The following is a 22130-nucleotide window of genomic DNA, read 5'->3' as shown; positions in this document are numbered from 1 at the left end:
GCTCTTATTTAGAGTACATTGTGAGGCGAGGGTAACATGAATCATCATAGAAATTAAATTTTGGGCCCTTGCATCCTTGCAAAGGATCATTTCCAGTACAGAACGTCGATAATCTGGTCTATTTGAAGAAATACTATTGCTTATACGATGAAAATATTTGGCAATGCTTTCCACTGGCTATCAAAAAATGACTTGAGCGAGGCCGGTCGATAAATCTGGGTGGTCCATTGTCCTTTATTGTCTTGAACGGGTAATGGATCAGGGTAGTTAATTCTTGAAATAGCTGAATTATGTATTGCCATATCAGCAGATATAGGCATTTTTAGCTTGCGAACGGCAAGCGGATATTTAATCTTGTACCATTCACAATGGATTTGCCCACAAAAATCAGCAACCCAATTTTCCGGTTGCAGTTTTACACCAAGATTCACCAATTCATTTCTCATCCATAAGTACGCAGCATTAGATAAGCCGTTGCCATTGTTTACGCTACTATAACCACCGCCAATATCAGCATGAATACCCGGGAACAAAACCTGGACAATATTATTTCTTTGATCCCAGTAAGTGGGAGTGAAATCCTGCCGCATCTCATCAATTGCTAATGCTTGTCGGCCATACTTGACGTGTTCGCCAAGGCTTGTGTCAGTAAAACGGTAGACATCAACTCGGGCATCATCCCAATATTTTGGGATCCCTAACGAACCTACTGTTTCCCAAACAGCAACTACCTCTATTGGAACAAAATAAAGCATCTTATTAGGATCAACATCGACATGAAGAAAGTGAGGTGCGTCAGCGATGATTTTGTCTAGTAAATTGCTGTCTACATTAGAATGTTCTCGGTAGCTTCTCCATACCGATGTGCCCAGTCGATAAGCATCTTCTTTATTATTTTCAAGATCGTATTTAGTGGCATCCAACAGCCCACACTTTCCAATCATTCCCGCAAGAGCACGGACGGTGTAAGCACCACGGCTAAATCCAACAAGATAAATCTTGTCTCCTGGGCTGTAATTCCTGCTGATAAATGTATAACCACGCACGATACGTTCAACCATACCTGCACCGAACACACCACCCATTATTTTTTCCAGCCAGTTATTAGAATCACCTACACCATGTAAATATTTACTGACCTGATACACCGCGCCAGATTTTGTTTTGGCTATTTTTTCTTGTTCACCGCGCAGGAACATATCCGGTGTATCGGCATCCCCATCCAGTTCAGAAAACAGACGTAACACATTGGTGTTATAAGAGGAATCATCGCCAACATCATCTTTTTCAGGGCCGTTCCAGGTACCATCAGCACAAAAAACTATATTTTTACTCATATGTGGCCTCATCTTAAATCTGTATGAGTTGATAGCTATTTGAATATAGTGCCAAATGTACTGACATCGTTATTCTCATCCAGCTTCGATTGGATTTCGTCTTTCATACAATCATTAAACCACGCGACATAGTTATCAATGTGCCTGCCGGTTCCCTTAGGAAAGCAGTGCATTTTCCAGCGATTAGCATCAGCATTATCCACTCGCAGTGAGCCAGCATTATAGGCAGCCGCGACTTTGGGTGGATCAAAATGGGTGACGAAACGTTGATGGGCAATATAAGCCGTTCCTGCTTCTATTGAAGTAGCTGGGTCAAGCAAATCGTCACCTGAAAGTGAAGGCCGGCCTAATGCACCACGAGCGGTTTTGACCAGTGTTTGCATCAGCCCCACGCTTTCATCATTGATTTGTGGTTCTGGGCGTCTGGCATTTTTATCTCCACCACTTTCGGTTGCGATAGTTGCGATAATCAGCTCGACGGGGACGCCATACATTTTAGAGGCTTGTAAACAATGCTGCCCATAAAGATCCCATATTTTCTCGACAGTTGTCGGTTTTCCCTGAGTGCCAGTAGGAAGGGTTCCATCAATTGAGATACCTTCTTTTTGCAAACTCCAATTAACACCACTTTTGATAAAGTTATGTGGAGTGACCAATTCACTTTTAGTATCCATGAGCAGACTTTTTTTGGCGGGATTGGGTGGAGATGAAATGTCTCCGGAATAAGGTGGGTTTGAAGTCGAAGCCGCTTTGGGTTGTTCTCCTGTAGTTACTGCGGAAGGGGGAGTATTTGTTGGTGTAGTTTTGGACTCCAGTGATTTCGCCACACTATCACCAAGCGCCTTGAAACTACTGGCCATTTCAATACCTTTGTCTTTTGAACCCTGACTGCTACCCCAATAGTACCCAACAATGTTTGATGCCAGACCATTGATAAAACCTATTACCGTACCGATGATGCCAAAAACAGCAGTGACAATACTTTGTTTTCCTTCAGGAATGCTAATGCCTGGAATAAGCAGTAACAGGGCAATCACTACGACTATCAATAATCCGCCCATCGCAACCCATACAATTTTGATACCTGAATTAAAAACATTACCAGCGATACCTGAATTGATTTGAAAGTCCTGAATGCTTTGTTTTTCCTGAAGTGCTAATTCTGCAAAGCGAATGCCCGATGTGAGTTCATATTGCCTTAAACTCTCTTCAGCATTTTTAAGATCACTAACAATGGCGGGAGACGTTTGGTTATCGTTTATAACCGTAACAATTTGCTCAGGTGTCATTGCCGCAGGATTTATTGAGTTCCCCGCATTATCTGTATGCTGCATGACATTTTCTGGTAGGTATTTATTAAGAATGCCAGAGACAACGGTTGCAGCAATAAGGTTAAGTGGGGGAGGGAGACTGAGTGCGGTTAATAGTGTCGGCGCAACGCTCTTAATTAAGAGTTTAATATTGTCAGGTATGTTCATTGTAGAACTCGTTGTGTGAAAGGCCGTTACTACAGTTAAATCCCTGGTTGTATGGCTAACCCTCATCTGTTTTTATGATTTTAAAATGATTTCTAATAGATGCCGTCAGGCGTGAGTCACCATCCAGGCTAGCTAATTTACTGGAAACTGCCGCGTTACCCCCTCAAATCTGCTAACATGCGCGCCAGACGCTGTCTGACAGCCCATTAATTGAGAGTATAATCGTGACATCTTTTTCTACCCTAAACGTTCTGCCAGCAGAGCAACTCGCCAATCTCACTGAACTTGGTTATCACGCCATGACGCCTGTTCAGGCGGCTGCATTACCCGCGATACTGGCTGGGAAAGATGTCCGCGCTCAGGCGAAAACCGGCAGTGGTAAAACGGCTGCATTTGGTTTGGGTTTACTGCAACACATTGACGCTAGCCAGTTTATTACTCAGTCGTTAGTTTTGTGCCCAACGCGCGAGCTGGCCGACCAGGTGGCTAAAGAATTACGTCGCCTTGCGCGTTATATGCCGAATATTAAAATTTTGACGTTATGCGGTGGTCAACCATTTGGTGCGCAGCGTGACTCACTGCAACATGCTCCTCATGTGATTGTGGCAACGCCAGGCCGTTTGCTCGATCACCTGAAAAAAGAGACGGTTAAGTTAGATGCTCTGCAAACTCTGGTGCTGGACGAAGCCGACCGTATGCTGGATATGGGTTTTGCCGACGCAATCGACGAAGTGATTAGTCATGCGCCGCAGGATCGACAAACGTTGCTGTTCTCTGCAACCTGGCCGACGGCAATTGCGGCTATTAGCTCTCGTGTTCAGCGTTCACCTGAAACTATCGAAATTGATTCAGTAGATGAATTACCGTCCGTGGAACAGCAGTTCTATGAAATCTCGCGCAACGGTAAAATCAGCCTGCTGCAAAAATTGCTGAGCAAGCATCAGCCCGCATCTTGCGTGGTGTTCTGTAATACCAAGAAAGACTGCCAGGCCGTATGCGATGCATTGAGCGAAAGCAACCAAAGCGTGCTTGCACTTCATGGTGACATGGAACAGCGCGACCGTGATCAAACGCTGGTGCGTTTTGCTAACGGCAGTAGCCGTGTGCTGGTGGCAACCGATGTTGCCGCGCGTGGTCTGGATATTAAAGCGCTGGAAATGGTCATTAACTACGAGCTGTCGTGGGATCCGGAAGTTCACGTTCACCGTATTGGTCGTACAGCTCGCGCTGGTGAAAGTGGCCTGGCAATTAGCCTGTGTGCACCAGAAGAAGCGCAACGTGCCAGCGTGTTAGCTGAAATGCTGAATTTGTCTTTGAACTGGCAGCCGGCACCAACCGGCGGCACCATCAAACCTCTTGAAGCGGCAATGGCCACGTTGTGCATTGATGGCGGCAAAAAAGCGAAAATGCGCCCAGGTGATATTCTCGGTGCGTTGACGGGAGACATGGGTCTGGATGGCGCGGATATCGGTAAAATTGATGTGCATCCGATGCATGTTTACGTTGCTGTTCGCCAGTCTGTTGCGAGTAATGCCTGGAAGCAGTTACAGCAAGGTAAGATTAAGGGCAAAGGGGTTCGCGTACGTTTGCTGAAGTAACTCTTTAAAACCTCTCCCTGCTATTCCAGCAGGGAGAAGGCCACCTTTATTCTTTCGCAACCGCGTCTAATACTCTCACCAACTGCGTCACGAACCCGTACTCGTTATCGTACCAGGCCACCGTTTTCACCAGTTGTAAATCACCGACTTCCGTCACTTCAGTTTGCGTCGCGTCGAACACTGAACCGAAGTGTGTGCCGACGATATCAGACGAAACAATTTCCTCATCGGTATAACCAAACGATTCATTGCCTTCCGTCGCCTTTTTCAGGGCAGCGTTAATCTCGTCAACTGTGACTTTTTTCTCGAGAATCGACACCAATTCAGTCACTGAACCTGTGAGCGTCGGCACACGTTGCGCGTGTCCTTTGAGCTTGCCTTGGAGTTCAGGGATAACCAGACCAATCGCTTTCGCCGCACCAGTAGAATGTGGAATGATATTTTGTGCAGCGGCACGAGAAGCGCGTAGATCTTTACCGCGCGGCCCATCAACCAGCGATTGCGTACCGGTATAAGCGTGGATAGTGGTCATAGTTCCGAGTTTAACACCGAAGTTGTCGTGCAACGCTTTCGCCATTGGTGCGAGGCAGTTAGTGGTGCAGGACGCAACGGAGAGGATTTTGTCCTCGGCCGTAATGGTGTTGCAGTTAACGTTGAAAACGATGGTTTTCATGTCACCAGCGGGTGCTGAAATCAGCACTTTCTTCGCTCCTGCATCCAAATGTGCGTGAGCTTTCTCTTCTGAAGTATAGAAACCTGTGCATTCAATCACTATTTCAACGCCGTCTTTTCCCCACGGAATATTTTTGGCGTCTTTTTCGGCGTACACCGCAATTTTCTTACCGTTCACAATCAACGAATCGTCGGTGTAATCTACCGTTCCGTCGAAGTTACGGTAGCTGGAGTCATATTTCAGTAAGTAAGCCAGAACTTTTGGCGAGGTAAGATCGTTGATGGAGACAATTTCCACTTCACTTTTTGTCTCAAGAACGCGGCGTAATACCAGTCGGCCAATGCGACCAAAACCATTGATACCGATTTTTTTCATGACATGAACCTCACTTTTAATCGCGGAAAAGAGCTGAATTCTTAATCAACACTAGTGATAGTTCATAAACAGAGAGGCCGCAAACCAGCATGCGTAAGGGAAATGTTAGATAAATTCTCCGGATGTTAATGATTTTCTAAGTATTAGCCGCTATCCTGGAAAAATCATAATGACTCAGCAGGACTCCCTAAATGCGCAGCAAATACACCTCGTTACAGATAACACTTCATTGGTTGGTTTTTTTATTGATAGTGGGGGCTTATTGCGCAATGGAATTGAAAGGTTTTGCGCCGCGTTCATATCGGCCAATCTTCAACGCCACTCACGTTACGTGTGGGATAAGTGTGTTCTTTTTGATGATTGCGCGCCTGCTGGTGCGTATCAAATACCGAGCCCCAGCGATAACACCGAAACAGCATCCGGCAATCACGGGGATGTCACATTTGCTTCATACGATCATCTATTTGATGTTTATCGTGCTCCCGATTTTGGGCTTCATGACAGTGTATTTCAAAGGTAGCGACTGGTCAGTGTTTGGCATTTCGATGCCGCATGCCGTTGAACCTGATGAAGATATGGAGTTCGCTCTAAAAAGCTACCATGAACTTATCGCCAACATTGGCTACTTTGTTATTGGTATTCATGCATTTGCAGCGCTGTTCCACCATTATGTGTGGAAGGACAATACGCTGCTGCGCATGATGCCTGGGAAAAAACAGTAAGCGGCTACGCTAGCCCGAAATGGCGCAATGTTGCAGTGATTAACGCGGATACAACAATCACGATAATCAGTGGTACTTTGCGCCATGCCAGAAATACGGCAATTGCTACGCCAGTCACTCGCGCCATGCCAGCAAAATGATCATTCTCATAAAAGGTGGTGGCGATGGCGACCGAAAAAAGCAATATGGTTGCCGCATCTGAAAGCCGTGATTTAGCCGCTTCAGAGAATACAAGCCGGTTACCCAGTTTCGCCCCAGCCAGACGCATCAAATAGGTTCCGGTAGATAATAAGGCGAGGCCCGCAATAATCTTCATAGTTTCGGTCATTATTTCTTCCTCGCGAATATTCCCAGCAGTGATAACAAAACAGGAATGCCAACCGGCGTAAAGGGAACTGCAACCAACGAAATTGCGGCACCAGCCATAGAACGAAGTGCGGTGGTGCGGTTTTTAAATGCGGGAATAACCAATGCCAATAATATCGTCGGGAACACCGCATCCAGGCCGATAATTTCCGGTGCAGGTAACAGCTTGCCAACAACGCTGCCAAGCAGCGTGCCGAGTGGCCAGAATATCGCAACCCCAATCCCGCAAAGCCAATAAGCTGCTTTACGCGCTTCGGGAGTCGACTGTGACAAACCGAACACCACACTTTCATCGTTCATAATATGGCAGCCGATATAGCTCGCCATACGCGAGCCTACCAACTCACGCACCGCAATCCCGAAAGGGAAATGACGAGCGTTAACCAACAGACCAGCAATCGCGGCAGCAATAGGACTACCACCGCTGGCGATAATGGCAATAAACATGAATTCTGATGCACCCGCTAATACCACTATCGAGGAGAGGACGGGAAGCCAAAGAGGGAAACCGTAAGCGATAGATAGCGAACCGTAAGAAATTCCCACCACACCAACAGCGAGGCAAATCAAAAAAATCGCTTTTTTAGATTCGCTGGACACGGCAGAGAAACGTGCAGGCAACATAATTTTTCTCATAACGAACGTAATGTGCATTATAATGAACACAATTTATAAAATGTTCAAGCGAACGATTTGTTCGATTTAACGAACGAAATGGATATGACGATGACACAACCGATCGACATCATTGCTAAGAGCCTGGTCAGAGAACGCGAAAGGGCCAATTTATCACTCGCAGAAGTCGCCAGACGCGCCAGCATTGCGAAATCCACGCTTTCTCAATTAGAAGCTGGCAACGGAAACCCGAGTCTTGAAACTTTATGGGCACTATGTGGAGCGCTCAACATTCCTTTTGCGAAGCTGCTTGAGCCACAAGGTAGCCAGACGCAGGTTATCCGCAAGGGGGAAGGTACCAAAGTGGTGTCAGAACACGCGGACTACCAGGCTATATTGCTGGCGACATGCCCACCGGGAGCCAGGCGTGACGTTTACTTATTGATGACGCAACCCGGCGAAGAACGACGTTCGGATCCCCATCCTGCGGGTTCCGTAGAGCACATTATTGTTACGCAGGGTAAGGCGTTGGTCGGCACGATAGACAACGCGCAGGAGTTGATGACAGGTGACTATATTTGCTACCCGGCAGACGAGGGGCATCTGTTTAAAGCGCTGGAAGCCGATACGATGGCGATTCTAATTGCTGAGCAGAATTAAAAGACTGAATAATTCTCTGAATATAAGAGAGATATACCCCTTTATAGTAAAAGGGGTTATTTAACCTTCTATTTTGCTATTGAAGTTTTAGTCAATCTTGATATTACAGGTGGCAATAAATTTATTTATTGCCTTTTTAGCAAACGATACGGAACCTGTGTAAGAGGATAAAGGGGTTCCCTTACTATCTGCTGTTCCTATCATAAAATCTTTTTTGGACGATTGGTCTTTAAGCTGTTTAAGAACGATTTTTATCTTGTCAGTTTGGCTTGTTTTAAGTTGTAGGTAATCAGGGTTTCTGCGGCTTAAAGTAGTGTCAAAAACTACCGGATCGTTGTTATCAATTTTCACTATTGTTGTATATTTTTTTATAGTAGTAACTGAAGTGTTTGGGTCTTTTTCAACCTCACTCATCGTTAAATTATTTTGTGAGCAGTTAAAGATTAAAGCCTGATTATGACCAGATATATCAGCATCCATTTGTGCTTTCTTTTGCGCGGTGAACACATCATCTTCTGTTGTTGTTTTCCATGATGCTTGAGCTACGGGTAGATAACAAAGCGTTGCCATGAAGATAACACAAAATTTTTTATACATGAATTTCTCCTAAAAGATCAGCATCATAAGGACTCCGCGAGGAATTGCTTGATTAAAATGGCTGAATAATATTTTTACGGTGAATGTAAGGTTATAAACCATTGTTTTTATGTATAATTTAATCTCTATAGCAATCGCACTTAAAGCTAATTGAATTTATTTGAAATTGATTATTGTCATGCAGCGTTACTGTGCTGGCGGAATCATATTCTTACATTATTTATTGTTTGGCTTGTTGTTTCTATTTTTATATTAAAGGCTCTTCATGTTTTTATGACCATAAAAGTGCAACTTAATATTTGTTACGCATGTTGCACATTCTAATTACATAGCGGATTAATGTTTTTATGAAAAAAGTTCTCTTTCTGGCAATTGTTGTGGTTAGTGGGATGAGTTCAGCAATGGCGCAAAATGTAACGGTGGATGTGCCTAGCGGTTATAAAGTGGTGGTGGTACCTTCATCTGTCACCGTCTCCCAGGCTATCAATGTTGCCAGCACAGCACCACAAACTGTATATGTTGCCCCAGCACCAGTGGCTGTACCTACACCGGTATACCACCAGCGTGCACGCCATGTTGCCAGTGTTGCTGAAGGCATGGTAATTGAACACCAATATGACGATCATCACTAATTAGGCTAAGCATTTTATTTTCAAGCCCTGGTATATGCCGGGGCTTTTTCATGGCTTGAGGATGTAGATGAAATAGCAAAGTTGAAATGCCGCTATTATAGATATCTGATTGCGTTCAGGTAGAGTGACTCGTTTGCGAGCTATTGCTCGTGACACCCCATCGTTTTGCATATATAAAAATTCTTTACAATTGCTCTCGCCATAATCTACTTTTACATTTTGTGCATGTGGTAATACGCCTGTAGTCTGTAAAGTGGTTAAGCCCGGTATCAAGTAATTTGTCTGAGTGGCAATGGAAGCATTGCGGAGATCCTTCTGCGTTCACCTCGGTAGGATGCTCTTGCATATATTGTTCTTTTTTAGGTAAGTCCTCCCAAAGCAATGTAAATGGGCTATTGCTAGACGGGAATATCCAAAAATACACAATCACAGCCATAATAATTCCGGATATCGAGATAAATATTTCCACGTGTGATTACCTTATTAAATATCGTCGGTTAATGCCTGAAGGTTTTTATATTAAAAGCCGTTAAAAATGACACAAAGTTTACGTTTAAAAACTGACGGCTATCACGTAAGTAATCGTTATTAGCGCTTCCCACTATGCTATTTCATAAAGAGAACCTTTGATGCATGGCACACCGAGCTACGCGATCGAATTTATCTGCATGTCTATGTCTGTCACAGGATTGCATAATTCATTGATAATTATAGTAAATACAATTTTATCAATAAGATAAAATTTAATGTACAATACCCCCCTATAGTATCAGGAGGCCAAGATGCCACATTCACCTGAAGACAAAAAACGCATTCTTACTCGCGTACGACGAATTCGCGGCCAGACTGAAGCATTGGAGCGCGCGTTGGAAAATGGTGATCCTTGCATCGCAATTTTGCAACAAATCGCCGCCGTGCGCGGTGCCGCCAATGGCCTGATGGGCGAAATGATGGAAATCCATTTAAAAGACGAACTGGTCGCGGGGGATACATCCGAAGACCAACGTGCTGTGCGCATGGCGGAAGTCGGTAATTTAATCCGCTCATATCTAAAATAGTTCTTATCAAAAACAAAACTCACTCCCACCTGACGACGGAAGAAGAACATGAAATCACGTGCTGCAGTTGCATTTGGCCCAGGTAAACCGCTGGAAATTGTTGAAATTGACGTAGCACCGCCGCGTAAAGGCGAAGTGCTGGTAAAAATTACTCATACCGGTGTGTGCCACACCGATGCATTCACCTTATCGGGAGACGATCCTGAAGGTGTATTCCCTGCGGTACTCGGACACGAAGGCGGTGGGATTGTTGTCGAAGTGGGTGAAGGTGTCACCAGCCTAAAGCCTGGTGACCATGTCATTCCTTTATACACCGCAGAATGTCGCGAGTGTAAGTTCTGTAAATCCGGCAAAACCAACCTTTGCCAGGCCGTACGCGCAACGCAAGGTAAAGGCCTGATGCCAGATGGCACCACGCGTTTTTCTTACAATGGCGAGCCGATATACCACTACATGGGCACCAGCACGTTCAGTGAGTACACCGTTGTTGCTGAAATCTCACTGGCTAAAGTTAACTCACAGGCACCGTTGGATAAAGTCTGCTTGCTAGGCTGTGGCGTAACCACGGGCATCGGCGCGGTACACAATACGGCGAAAGTGAAAGAGGGCGATACCGTTGCGGTGTTCGGCCTGGGCGGTATTGGTCTGGCAGTAATTCAGGGGGCTGTGCAGGCGAAAGCTGGACGTATTCTGGCTATCGACACTAATCCGGAGAAATTCAAACTTGCCACCGAAATGGGTGCAACTGACTGTATCAACCCGAAAGATCACGAAAAACCGATTCAGGACGTGATTGTTGAGTTGACCGACGGCGGGGTGGATTTCAGCTTTGAATGTATCGGTAACGTGAACGTGATGCGCTCAGCACTCGAGTGTTGTCATAAAGGTTGGGGTGAAAGCGTGATTATCGGTGTTGCAGGTGCAGGCCAGGAAATCAAAACGCGTCCATTCCAGTTGGTGACGGGGCGTGTTTGGCGTGGCTCGGCTTTTGGTGGTGTGAAAGGGCGCACGCAATTACCTGGCATGGTGGAAGACGCGATGGTTGGCAAAATAAACCTCGATCCGTTTATCACTCACCGTATGCCGCTTGAGCAAATCAACGAAGCCTTCGATCTGATGCACGAAGGGAAGTCGATTCGTACCGTTATCCATTTTGGCGATAAATAACCGCTAAGCTAACCCTCACCGATTTAACAATTGAGCAAATTGGTGAGGGGTTTCCTAACATTCACTCTTCCAGACATTCGCTATGTTCTCGCATTCAATCCGCTAATGAGTCCAGCGTCGTCTTTATAAAGTTACTAAATTCCGTAATCTGACATTCCACTCTTGGCAGTACTTTCACGTGAACTAAAGCTTCTTGATTTATATAGCCTTAACTGGCGCGCCAGCTCTATTTGAGTGCTCGAATGAACCGAGTGCTATTAATCACTAAACTGTCCCTAATCTTTATTCACCATCAATCTGTAACGTTTTGTAGGTTGCAGGTCAATAAAGTATCAGTATTTATCTTTCCAATACGCATTTGCGCATTTTCTGCTACGTTTCAAAAATACGAATTAATAAACTGCGGTGTGGATTTGCTAGCAAGTCAGACATATAACCTCAGTGTATAATAAATATCAATCAATAGGTGTTGTTTATGAATAAGTTATTGGAAGTGATTTCTCAGTCCAATTTTGGACTGAGAAATCATACGAAATTACAATTGGGAAAGATGAAAAGAATAAACATTAGAGTGCTTTTCATTTTTTCCGTCATGTTGCCAGGCTCCGCCTTTGCTTTTGGCGCACCAATGTTAGGTGGAATAGCAGCTAAAGCGCATCAGGTCTGTGGGAAAAACATTCAACTCCAGATGACAACTACCAAGGAAGGTTTAGCCATCATCGGGCTAATAAATAAAAAAACAAATCAAATGGATTTGTTTCAATCAGAAGTAGCTTTAACTAATGAACACCAAATCACTAAATACTCTCCTGTAAAATATGATGCCATATCTAAAGAATATATTCCTATAGACAATGAACTCATTTCTATTATATGGGGTAGTGTTTCTGATGATAAAAAGGCCACACATTATACGATGTCTTTAGGTTCGCATGTTTATGAATGTAGCTTGTTGCAAGAGTGGCCAAGTGAACTTGCAGACAACCTATATGGTGATAATGAGGAACCCTCTACTGTAGATAATCATTAATATATCTGAAATACATTTGCACGCTTTTTATGGAGAGAGGGAGTGTAAGATACCCATAAAATAGAATGTATTTAATTTTATATGGTATATGGAGTAAGGGATTCAACGCAACGATTAGCAGAAATTAGCAATGAGAAAAATAAGGGTGGGTATTGTTCTTATGGATAATAATATTATAGTGGCCATCGTTCTGTTGCTTGCCTCTGGTTCAAGCCTTGCGGGCTATAGATACACAGGAAATGGTTTATGCCTTACAAAGGCAGGGTGACGCCGCTGATGATGCCTCACTGAGTAATGTGAGAAGCTTATAGTAGATAACTTCCCGGACGCCGCTGATTTACGTGGTAATGGTGTTCACGTAAATCAGCGGCGGAATCTTCGGCGGCCTGGCGGAGTTCATCACTGTCTGCCTGGTGGCGCAGCAGCATATCTGCACTTTTGATAATCAAATAAAGATGGCCATGACGTTGTGCCGCCGTTTGGCCTGAAAATAGCGCCGCACTTATCAGCAACAAAATCATCCCTGCTTTTGACCTCAATTGTTTAACCATTACCTTCAACCTCATTAACGTGACGGACTCACTGTATAGATAATTTCGATCAGTTACTATTCAGCTTTTAGAAAGAAAACAAAAGAAATGTCAGCAGTGTAAAAGGTTAATCAGATGAGTTTTGGTATACCGTTGGTTAACAATTGATATGGCATACTGCTGCGCCTTTGGCTGTAGAACAGGGCGGCAGCACAGTTTTGAAGCGAAGATTAATGCGCGACCGATTTTGAAAACAGATTGATGACTAACACGCCCAAAATAATTAATGCCATTCCAGCAATCGCAGGCCAGTCGAGTTTTTGTCCCAAAAATATCCAGCCCACCGCACCAATCAGTACAATTCCGGCACCTGACCATATCGCATAAATAATGCCGGTAGGGACAGTGCGCATAGTTATAGAAAGACAATAAAATGCCACGCCGTAGAACAGGATGGTAATCACGCTCGGCCATAAACGGCTGAAGCCTTCCGAGAGTTTCAGTGAAGTGGTCGCAATCACTTCTGCGACGATTGCCACAATTAGCCAGATGTAAGTCATGTCCGTTCCCCCGCACAGTTTCAGGCCGTCAATGTAATGACGAAAGCTAGCCATGGCAAGAAATGTGAATCTTTACCATGAAAATATGCTTATCATTTTCATGTTATTTATATTCTGTGGTTGATGGTTATTGTGGTTGTAAACACTGGCTTTACACTTTATGTAAACTTTTCATTGTTGCTTACAAAGTGAATTATGAATTTATAATCTTTGTGGAATTATTTTATTGCTTTATGATACCGGTAACATGCGAGGCCTAATCATCACTACGTCAGACCTCTTGTGGATAGTAGTACTGGGTTTCACATGGCCTCCGGGGTAGAAAATGGACTGGTTTGTTGATTACTTTTCAACGTATCTCTACGGTTTGAAAATCATCGCTATTACACTAGCGATATTGATGCTAATTAGCGGAATTGATGACTTATTTATTGATATTGTGTATTGGGTTCGTCGCGTATGGCGTTCCGCTACGATATACCGTACTAACGATCATCTGGACTATAAAGCCCTTTATGAGCCACAAGAAAAAGCGCTGGCTATTATGGTTCCCGCATGGAATGAAACTGGTGTTATCGGTAACATGGCGCGTCTTGCCGCCAACTCTCTGGATTATGAGAATTACCATATCTTTGTCGGCACTTATCCTAATGATCCGGATACCCAACGCGATGTCGATGAAGTCTGTGCTCGCTTTCCTAACGTTCACAAAGTGGTGTGCGCACGACCTGGTCCCACCAGCAAAGCGGATTGCCTGAACAATATTCTCGACGCAATTTTGCAGTTTGAACGTAGCGCACGTTTTCACTTTTCTGGGTTTATTCTTCACGATGCGGAAGATGTTATTTCTCCCCTTGAGCTACGTCTTTTCAACTATCTGGTCGATCGCAAAGACTTAATTCAAATTCCTGTCTATCCGTTTGAGCGCAAATGGACGCACTTCACTAGCCTGAGCTATCTGGATGAGTTTTCTGAACTACATGGTAAAGACGTACCGGTTCGTGAAGCATTAGCCGGGCAGGTGCCTAGCGCAGGCGTTGGTACATGTTTTAGCCGCCGTGCGGTTTTGGCGCTGTTGGCCGATGGTGATGGCATTGCGTTTGACGTACAGAGTTTGACCGAGGACTACGATATCGGCTTCCGTTTGCGCCAAAAAGGAATGGAAGAGATTTTTTGTCGATTTCCCGTGGTGGATAAAAGCGACACTTCTTCAAAACCTTTTGGTCAACGCACCCGTACTGCAAATGTTATCTGTGTTCGCGAATATTTCCCGGACACCTTCGCGACAGCGGTACGACAAAAATCACGCTGGATCATCGGTATTGTCTTCCAGGGATTTAAAACACACCGTTGGAGCCCAAGCCCAATCCTGAACTATTTCCTATGGCGTGACCGTAAAGGTGCAATTGCAAACTTTCTAAGCTTTGCTGCGATGCTGCTAATGCTGCAACTCGTCGCCATTATGATTTATCAACGCTCCGTTGATGGTGCATGGCAATTCCTGTCCATCTTTGTTGGCGGTTCATGGTTGACACTACTGCTGTGGATTAACTTTCTTCTGATGTCCAACCGCATCCTACAACGCATGATTTTCGTCACGGGCTATTACGGGTTGGCGCAAGGCCTGCTTGTGATTCCTCGTCTGTTCTGGGGCAACCTGATTAACTTTATGGCGAACTGGCGGGCGATTAAGCAGGTTATCCAGCACGGTGATCCTCGTCGCGTTGCATGGGATAAAACCACGCATGATTTCCCGACCGTCAGCAATCATCGTTCCGCTCAACCTTTGGGTTATATCCTGGTGGATTCTGGCGTCATTACTCAGGCGCAACTTGAAGAGGCGTTGCAAAACCGTATTCCTGGCCTGAAGTTGGGTGGTAGCCTGGTAAAATTGGGTTATATCACGGCGCAGCAGCTTGCTGTGGCGTTAGCGAAACAGGCTGATGTACCGATGGAGTCTATCGATCCTCTCGCGCTTGATGTCGAGCTGATACAAAGTGTTCCCGCGAAAGTAGCACAGCATCATGCAGTATTGCCGTTGCGCCTTGAAGGAGAAACCCTGGTGCTCGCTTGTGAAAGCAGCATTGATCCGGTTTCACTGGCGGCTCTTGGCCGTAAAGTTGGGCGTAACGTCAGTTATGTCATTGTGCCAAGAGGCCAGGTCGTTATTGGCCTGCGTCATTGGTACGGTAACGGGCAATCAACGAAAGAAAAGCAATTACTGGAAAATGCAGTGAAAGATCATCTGCTCACTCAGGAAAAGGCTGATGAAATCTGGGATACCTATGTCTCTGGCCAGCTTTTATTTGCCGAAGTATTGAGCAACGAATCTCATTTAAATGAGGCGGTTCTTCGCGCGGTGTTGTTGCGCTATGAACGCAGTGATTTGATGTTTGGTGAGTTTCTGGTGCAGGAAGGTGTTGTAAGTCAGCATATTGTTAACCATGCGCTGAACCAGCAGAAGAAACTGCAACCTTCAATGGCCACCTTATTGCAAAACATCGGTATCAGCCGTTTACAACAGGCACGCCTGGTAGAGGATGCGTCATGAACAGACGGATGGCCCCACTGGCGGCGCTAATTTGTGGCGTACTGGTCGCCACCCCAGCACAGGCTGCTGAGGAAGGATCAAAACAAGATCTTGGCCTCAATGATTACCGCTATTTCAAGGTGTATCCACACATTGAGCGGGCGCAGAAAGCCATGAAAGCGAACGATGAAGTCCGGGCGCTGAGTAGTTTTGAACATGCGCATGAAATGGCGCCTGAAAGTGTGCGCCTGACTTTATGGTTGGCAGAGGCGTATCGCCATTTTGGATACAACCAGAAAGCGCAGGCATTGCTGGAAAATGCGCTGAAGAATAAACCGCAAAATCCAGACCTTCAGCGTGCACTGGAGGTCATTCCTGTACCTGCTCCGGAAATCAAAACCGTTGAGCAGTTGCGGGCGTTGCAACAACATTGCGACGCAGCGCCAACTATTCGCTGTCGCAGTGAAGTGGGGAACTACGCTCTCAAACTCAAGCAATTAGAAATTGCTCGCGCTCAACTTTCTGACGCGCAATTCCGTCACTCGAAAGAAGGGCGTCAGTTAGCGGATAACTACACACAACGTGCCATTTTCCTGCAACAGTGGACCGCAGCGGATCAAGGATTTGCACTACTGGATGGCGAAGCAACACTGAGTGAAGCGCAGTATCAACAGTGGTTTGCTATTTTGTTGCACATGCAGCGTGACCAACGAATTTTAGATTTGCAAAGCCAGGGCGTGATGAACAGTGCCGGTATGCAACTTGCCTACGCACAGTCGCTGGCTGAACGTAATGCTTTGACGCCACTGCGCCGTTATCTTGCAAGCCATAAACCGGTATTTGATACCCCGGCAGAAGAACGTAATTGGCTAAGATTACTGGCGACATACAGCCAGACCCCTGGTAGTGCCGTAGCCGGTTGGGCAGTTAAGTATCAGGAAAACAAAAAGTACTTCTTAACAACCTTAGTCCCAATCAGTATTCAAAAAGGTGATTGGCAAGGGGCGAATGACCTGCTGAACACCTTCCCTGGAACGCAAGCACTCGACCAGCGACTGGCATTAAGCCTTGCGCGTAAAGATACGCAGTCGATCATGCAGCTCACTAATGTAATCAACAAAACGCGTGGTTTATCACCGCGTGAACTGGAAACCGTCAGCTATCAACTGGTTTTACAGGGACAAAAGAAAATGGCCACCGAGTTGCTGCTGCATTACTGGCCGTTTAATCAGGCTGGTCAGTTTCAGCATTCTCTGAGCACTCGTCTGTATACCCAACTTAATGAGCACCCGGAATGGCTGGCTGACGAAAGTAAAGCTCGGATGGCCAAACCGTTACCGACAGCTTCACAACGTATGGCTCAGGCGCGGTTGTTCCAGGGCCCAGAAAACTGCACCATTGTGCGCAATTTATTGGGTGATTTGTCGTCGCAGTATGACGCTGAAAGTTGGTCTCACCTGGCGCAATGTTATCCAGGGCAGCCGGGTCTTGCTTTATATGCCGCGCAACAAGCCGTAACTCGCTCTGCGTCACCTTACTATCAGCGCCAGGTGGCTTATCTGGCCTATGCTGCAGAAGACTACAAACTGGCGCAAGCGAGCTGGGCACAGGTCCCTGTTGCTGAAATGGTGGATGACGACGTACAGGCAGCCGCGCGCGGTGCGAAAATTTTGGGGGATGATAAGGCGTTTGCGTACTGGCAAAATCTTGCCTGGCAACGTGGTATGCCAGATCTGAAACTCGATTCAGTGACTGCACAAGACGATGCTTCCCGTGGGTTCGCGCTGTTAGCACAAGGGAAGTATCGTGAATCCCGTGATGCCCTGGAAAAAGCTCGGGCAGCCTATTATCCACACTCGCCTGAAATTACCCGACAGTTGGTGTATCTCAACGAGCGTTTGGACGATAAACCGAAAACGCGCGAATACAGCGAGCGGGTAGTGGATGACATTGATAACACTCTCACGCCGCATCAAAAACTGAGTGACAAGCAAAAAGAAGATCGTTTTGAGTTTCGTCGTATTCACGAGGACAGTGAACGTCGTTGGACATTTACCTATGACGGCTCGTTTGGTTTAACGCCAAACTCCCTTAATAGTGCAGGTGGTGGCAACGGTGTGCAGCAAAACAAAAGCTACCGTAGCTATGAGCAAGTTGAGGCGGAGTACCGCATTGGTAAAAACCAAATCATCGACGGTGACCAACTTTCCGTTTACAGCCGCATTTTTGCCGGCAGCGAAAGCGATGGCAATAGCAACTTTATGCCAGTGTATGAGCCGATGCTTGGCGTCGGTGTTCGCTGGAAACCGCTGCGAAACCAGGTTATTTATCTGGCGGCTGAACAACAAATTCCACTTGGACATCATGATGGCAAAAGCGACGTCATGTTACGCGCCAGTGCCTCGTTCTTTAACGATGGGAAATATAGCGATGACTGGCATCCAACCGGAAAGGGTTGGATGGCACAAAACCTATATCTGGATGCGGCGCATTTCGTGAAAGCCGATTATCAGCTTTATACCGCGGATTACCGCATGAGCTGGCATCAGAAAACGAGTCAGCACCAAACGATTGAGCCTTACTGGCATGCCCAGTACAACGTCAGCACCGATTCCCCGTATCGCGATAACACACTGGGTGGCGTTGGTGTGAGATTCAATACGTGGTTTGGTGAGACACATTACAACGCCTACCCACACAAAGTGAGTGTGGGCCTGGAATATCAGCATGCGTTCTCAGGTCATAACCGCGATATGGATTCCAGAAATAGCCTTTTCCTGACATTAGGAGCACGCTGGTAATGAAAATTCTAATAACCACGTTGCTGCTGGTTTCTCCCTTTGCCAATGCTATGAACGCAGTGATGTATCAACCGCAATTACGCGACACCACCGTGACTGACGCACAGTGGCAGAGCGTGTTGAGCAAACTTAAAGGGCAGGGAATTAACACGCTGGTGTTGCAGTGGAGCCGCTATGATGATGCGTTTCGTGACGGTGAATCCCGCGCCTGGCTTGAACACAAAGCACAGCTGACTACCGCCAATGGCCTGAAACTGGTTATCGGCCTTGCGGCTGACGGGCAATTCTTCGAACGGCAAAAACAGCCGCCATCCGCGCTGGAAAACTATCTCAATCATTTGCGTGCAGATGACGTTGCGGTAGCAAAGCGTTGGGTCAAGGTGCTGGGTGATAAGTCGATAGCTGGCTGGTATATCAGCAGCGAACTTGATGACCGGCGCTGGCGCGGCCCGCAAATGCAACAAATAGCGCAAGACTGGCTGTATAAAACGCGTTTATCGCTGGCAGCCGTTGCCGATAAACCGGTGGCCGTGAGCAGTTTTTTTGCCGGAAACATGACGCCGGATACTTACCGTAAATGGGTGGCAACGCTGAGTCACAGCGGTGTGAAAGTATGGGTGCAAGATGGTGCAGGAACACAAGTACTGACGAAGACTGAGCGGGAGTTGTATCTGAAAGCACCTGCTGCGGGTCACGTGATAGAGCTGTTTCGCCAGGACAAACATGCCACACCATTTAAAGCGGTTTCGGCACCTGCGGCTTATCAACAGAAGTGGTTGTCGACTCCCGTCCCGCATGGGCAGGACAGGGTTTACTTCTCGCTACGTTATATGAATGCGGCCAACGGTGTGTTGGCCCAATAATCAGGACTTAAATCCGGCTGCGTTCATCAGTAGCCGGAACCCCATCCCCACTGCGGTCAGTGCCAAAACACTGCCGCCCCATAACAGTACCATCCACATTAAACGACTCGCGGTCTGTTTCATCAGTGATACCCCTCACCATGCTGTACCTTTCCACGGAAAACGTAGTAACTCCAGAAGGTGTAAACCAGAATTATTGGGATAATAAAGAGCGCGCCAACCAGCATAAAGCCCTGGCTTTGCGGTGGTGCTGCGGCTTGCCAAATGGTAATTGACGGCGGAATGATATACGGCCAGATACTGATACCCAACCCGCTAAAACCGAGGAAAATCAGGCCTAACGTCAGTAAAAATGGTGTGCTGTGCCAACTGTTTTCTGAACCGACGGCTTTCCATAACCAGATGCTGCACAACACCACCAGAATCGGAACGGGTAACAAGTAGTAGATATTTGGCAGGCTGAACCAGCGTTCGGCAATCGCCGGGTGCGTAAGTGGCGTCCAGATACTGATAATCGCGATGATTGCCAGCATGATGAGCAATAGCGGCTTCATCACTTTACGCATCGTTTTTAGCAACGGGTCTTCACTTTTCATCACCAGCCAACTTGCACCCAGCAGTGCATAAGCCACGACCAGTCCGACGCCGCAGAACAGATTAAACGGTGTTATCCAGTCTAGTTGTGTGCCGCTAAATGCCCGCCCCGTTACCGGGAAGCCTTCGATTACCGCACCAACTACCACGCCCTGGCAAAATGTCGCCAGAATCGAGCCGCCAATAAACGCTCTATCCCAGAAAGGCCGGTGTGCAGGCGTTGCTTTAAAGCGGAACTCAAAAGCGACACCGCGAAAGATTAACCCAATAAGCATAAAGGAAAGCGGAATGGTCAGCGCATCAATAATGACGGCGTAGGCCAGCGGAAACGCGCCGAATAATGCAGCACCGCCTAACACCAGCCAGGTTTCATTGCCATCCCACACTGGTGCCACACTATTAACCATCACATCGCGGTCTTCTGCTCCACGCACAAAAGGGAACAGAATGCCGATGCCCAAGTCAAAACCGTCCATCACGATGTACATCAACGTGGCGAACACAATAATCACAAACCAGATAACTGACAGATCAACGCCCATTAGTGTGGCTCCTTAAGTGATTCTGTTACCGCAGAAAGCGGGCGCGAAGGAGTGCCGTGAGCGGAAGGGGTGTCATCATCAAACGGCTGCGGCCCTTTTTTGATTAGCCTAACCATGTAGCTGTAACCCACGCCAAATACCGACATGTAAACCACAAAGAAGGTCAGCAGGCTGATGCTCATCTGCAAATCGCCATGTGCCGAAACGGCGTCTTTGGTGCGTAGTAAACCGTATACCACCCAAGGCTGGCGGCCCACTTCGGTGGTCACCCAACCAGCAAGAATGGCGATAAGTCCGGATGGTCCCATCCACAGCATAAATCGCAGGAACGGGCGGCTTTCGTACAATCGATGGCGATAGCGTAACCACAAACTGAATGCCCCAGCCAGAATCATCAACATGCCCAGCCCCGCCATAATTCGGAACGACCAGAACACCATGGTGGAATTAGGACGGTCTTCTTTTGGGAACTCTTTGAGCGCCGGAACTTGTTTATCCAGACTATGGGTGAGGATAAGACTGCCGAGCGCGGGAATTTCCAGCCCGAAACGTGTGCGCTCTTGTTCCATATCCGGCCAGCCAAACAACAACAGTGGCGTTGGTTCGCCCGGCACGTTTTCCCAGTGTCCTTCAATAGCAGCGATTTTTGCTGGCTGGTACTTCAACGTATTAAGGCCGTGCATATCGCCAATCATGGCTTGCAGCGGAGCAACGATTAACGCCATCCACAGCGCCATCGAAAACATGGTTTTAATGGCAGGAGTTTTATTACCACGCAGCAAATGCCAGGCGGCTGAAGCCCCGACAAAAAATGCACTGCTCAGGAATGCTGCTACAGACATATGCAGCAAGCGATAAGGGAAAGATGGGTTAAATATCACCGCAAACCAGTCAACCGGCACAACCTGGCCGTTGTGGATTTCAAAGCCTTGTGGTGTCTGCATCCAGCTATTGGACGCCAGTATCCAGAAGGTCGAAATAATTGTGCCCAGCGCCACCATGCAGGTGGCAAAGAAGTGCAACCCTGGCCCGACGCGCTTCCAACCAAAAAGCATCACGCCAAGGAACCCGGCCTCAAGGAAAAATGCCGTAAGCACTTCATAAGTCAGCAGCGGGCCGGTAATGCTTCCGGCGAACTGCGAAAAACCACTCCAGTTAGTGCCGAACTGATAAGCCATTACCAGGCCAGATACCACGCCCATACCAAAGTTAACGGCGAAGATCTTCGACCAAAAATCGTATAAAGAACGATAAACCGGATTTTTTGATTTCAGCCATAACCCTTCGAGCACCGCCAGATAACTGGCAAGCCCGATGGTGATAGCGGGGAAAATAATGTGGAAGGAAACAGTAAACGCAAACTGAATCCTCGCAAGATGAAAAGCATCTAAACCAAACATGC

Annotated in this window: 21 protein-coding genes; 10 read left to right on the top strand and 11 right to left on the bottom strand. The window is 46.7% G+C overall.

What is annotated here, in order from left to right:
* Nucleotides 1-140 precede the first annotated feature (140 nt).
* Together FH968_RS00665 and FH968_RS00660 are read right to left on the bottom strand one after the other, a co-directional pair.
* A complete protein-coding gene (locus tag FH968_RS00665) occupies nt 141-1337 on the bottom strand; it encodes a DUF2235 domain-containing protein (RefSeq protein ID WP_189388925.1) in 1197 nt (398 codons plus the stop codon).
* A 35-nt stretch (nt 1338-1372) separates the two neighbouring features.
* Nucleotides 1373-2815 (bottom strand): lytic transglycosylase domain-containing protein, encoded by a 1443-nt coding sequence (locus tag FH968_RS00660; protein WP_189388923.1) that lies wholly within the window; start codon nt 2813-2815, stop codon nt 1373-1375.
* A 224-nt stretch (nt 2816-3039) separates the two neighbouring features.
* On the opposite strand from FH968_RS00660, the gene dbpA reads away from it, so the two are divergent.
* Nucleotides 3040-4413 carry an ATP-dependent RNA helicase DbpA gene (gene dbpA, locus FH968_RS00655; RefSeq protein WP_139876471.1) on the top strand — a complete coding sequence of 458 codons (1374 nt, stop codon included), beginning with the start codon at nt 3040-3042 and terminating at the stop codon, nt 4411-4413.
* Nucleotides 4414-4459: 46 nt separating this feature from the next.
* Here dbpA and gap read toward each other — a convergent pair whose 3' ends face one another.
* Complete coding sequence (gene gap / locus FH968_RS00650; RefSeq protein ID WP_139876470.1) at nt 4460-5461, bottom strand: type I glyceraldehyde-3-phosphate dehydrogenase; 1002 nt, start codon at nt 5459-5461, stop codon at nt 4460-4462.
* Between the two features lie 191 nt (nt 5462-5652).
* Here gap and cybB point away from each other — a divergent pair, with 191 nt between their 5' ends.
* Nucleotides 5653-6183 carry a cytochrome b561 gene (cybB, locus tag FH968_RS00645; protein WP_139876469.1) on the top strand — a complete coding sequence of 177 codons (531 nt, stop codon included), beginning with the start codon at nt 5653-5655 and terminating at the stop codon, nt 6181-6183.
* 4 nt (nt 6184-6187) lie between these two features.
* Here the strand turns inward: cybB and FH968_RS00640 are convergent, their stop codons facing one another.
* Both FH968_RS00640 and FH968_RS00635 read right to left on the bottom strand, forming a co-directional pair.
* Nucleotides 6188-6511 carry an AzlD domain-containing protein gene (locus tag FH968_RS00640; protein ID WP_139876468.1) on the bottom strand — a complete coding sequence of 108 codons (324 nt, stop codon included), beginning with the start codon at nt 6509-6511 and terminating at the stop codon, nt 6188-6190.
* Nucleotides 6511-7173 carry an AzlC family ABC transporter permease gene (locus tag FH968_RS00635; RefSeq protein ID WP_139876467.1) on the bottom strand — a complete coding sequence of 221 codons (663 nt, stop codon included), beginning with the start codon at nt 7171-7173 and terminating at the stop codon, nt 6511-6513. Before FH968_RS00635 ends, FH968_RS00640 begins: the two co-directional genes overlap by 1 nt.
* Before the next feature lie 102 nt (nt 7174-7275).
* Between FH968_RS00635 and FH968_RS00630 the strand changes: the two genes are divergently transcribed.
* Complete coding sequence (locus FH968_RS00630; RefSeq protein ID WP_139876466.1) at nt 7276-7824, top strand: helix-turn-helix domain-containing protein; 549 nt, start codon at nt 7276-7278, stop codon at nt 7822-7824.
* An 87-nt stretch (nt 7825-7911) separates the two neighbouring features.
* On the opposite strand, the gene FH968_RS00625 is transcribed toward FH968_RS00630, so the two are convergent.
* Nucleotides 7912-8421, bottom strand: coding sequence for a hypothetical protein (locus FH968_RS00625; RefSeq protein WP_139876465.1), 510 nt, complete (start codon nt 8419-8421; stop codon nt 7912-7914).
* Nucleotides 8422-8768: 347 nt separating this feature from the next.
* Here FH968_RS00625 and FH968_RS00620 point away from each other — a divergent pair, with 347 nt between their 5' ends.
* From FH968_RS00620 to FH968_RS00605, 4 genes are all read left to right on the top strand, one after another.
* Entirely contained in the window at nt 8769-9053 is a 285-nt protein-coding gene (locus FH968_RS00620) for a hypothetical protein (protein WP_139876464.1), read from the top strand.
* Nucleotides 9054-9835: 782 nt separating this feature from the next.
* Complete coding sequence (locus FH968_RS00615) at nt 9836-10111, top strand: metal/formaldehyde-sensitive transcriptional repressor (protein ID WP_139876463.1); 276 nt, start codon at nt 9836-9838, stop codon at nt 10109-10111.
* A 48-nt stretch (nt 10112-10159) separates the two neighbouring features.
* Nucleotides 10160-11278 carry an S-(hydroxymethyl)glutathione dehydrogenase/class III alcohol dehydrogenase gene (locus tag FH968_RS00610; protein ID WP_139876462.1) on the top strand — a complete coding sequence of 373 codons (1119 nt, stop codon included), beginning with the start codon at nt 10160-10162 and terminating at the stop codon, nt 11276-11278.
* 475 nt (nt 11279-11753) lie between these two features.
* Nucleotides 11754-12308, top strand: coding sequence for a hypothetical protein (locus FH968_RS00605; protein WP_139876461.1), 555 nt, complete (start codon nt 11754-11756; stop codon nt 12306-12308).
* Between the two features lie 305 nt (nt 12309-12613).
* Here the strand turns inward: FH968_RS00605 and FH968_RS00600 are convergent, their stop codons facing one another.
* A complete protein-coding gene (locus tag FH968_RS00600; protein ID WP_223271254.1) occupies nt 12614-12859 on the bottom strand; it encodes a DUF2554 family protein in 246 nt (81 codons plus the stop codon).
* 209 nt (nt 12860-13068) lie between these two features.
* Nucleotides 13069-13398: an SMR family transporter gene (locus FH968_RS00595; protein WP_139876460.1), complete on the bottom strand. Its 330-nt coding sequence runs from the start codon at nt 13396-13398 to the stop codon at nt 13069-13071.
* Nucleotides 13399-13723: 325 nt separating this feature from the next.
* Here FH968_RS00595 and nrfB point away from each other — a divergent pair, with 325 nt between their 5' ends.
* Genes nrfB through FH968_RS00580 form a run of 3 tightly spaced genes read left to right on the top strand, consistent with a single transcriptional unit; the run spans nt 13724 to nt 19592 of the window.
* Entirely contained in the window at nt 13724-15949 is a 2226-nt protein-coding gene (gene nrfB, locus FH968_RS00590) for a cyclic di-3',5'-guanylate-activated glycosyltransferase NrfB (protein WP_139876459.1), read from the top strand.
* Nucleotides 15946-18729, top strand: a complete 2784-nt coding sequence (locus FH968_RS00585; RefSeq protein WP_139876458.1) for a tetratricopeptide repeat protein — start codon at nt 15946-15948, stop codon at nt 18727-18729. The genes nrfB and FH968_RS00585 overlap by 4 nt, the downstream gene beginning before the upstream one ends.
* A complete protein-coding gene (locus FH968_RS00580; RefSeq protein WP_139876457.1) occupies nt 18729-19592 on the top strand; it encodes a DUF4434 domain-containing protein in 864 nt (287 codons plus the stop codon). The genes FH968_RS00585 and FH968_RS00580 overlap by 1 nt, the downstream gene beginning before the upstream one ends.
* On the opposite strand, the gene FH968_RS00575 is transcribed toward FH968_RS00580, so the two are convergent.
* From FH968_RS00575 to FH968_RS00565, 3 genes are read right to left on the bottom strand one after another with little or no spacing between them, the layout of a single operon-like run.
* Nucleotides 19593-19715, bottom strand: coding sequence for a DUF2474 domain-containing protein (locus FH968_RS00575; protein ID WP_139876456.1), 123 nt, complete (start codon nt 19713-19715; stop codon nt 19593-19595).
* A complete protein-coding gene (cydB, locus tag FH968_RS00570; RefSeq protein ID WP_139876455.1) occupies nt 19715-20728 on the bottom strand; it encodes a cytochrome d ubiquinol oxidase subunit II in 1014 nt (337 codons plus the stop codon). Before cydB ends, FH968_RS00575 begins: the two co-directional genes overlap by 1 nt.
* Nucleotides 20728-22128 (bottom strand): cytochrome ubiquinol oxidase subunit I, encoded by a 1401-nt coding sequence (locus tag FH968_RS00565; RefSeq protein ID WP_139876454.1) that lies wholly within the window; start codon nt 22126-22128, stop codon nt 20728-20730. The genes cydB and FH968_RS00565 overlap by 1 nt, the downstream gene beginning before the upstream one ends.
* Between the last annotated feature and the right edge of the window lie 2 nt (nt 22129-22130).

Source organism: Buttiauxella sp. B2 (assembly GCF_006376615.1).
Taxonomy (GTDB): domain Bacteria; phylum Pseudomonadota; class Gammaproteobacteria; order Enterobacterales; family Enterobacteriaceae; genus Buttiauxella.
The sequence above is the reverse complement of the archived record's forward strand: the minus strand, read 5'-3'. Positions and strand labels throughout refer to the sequence as shown.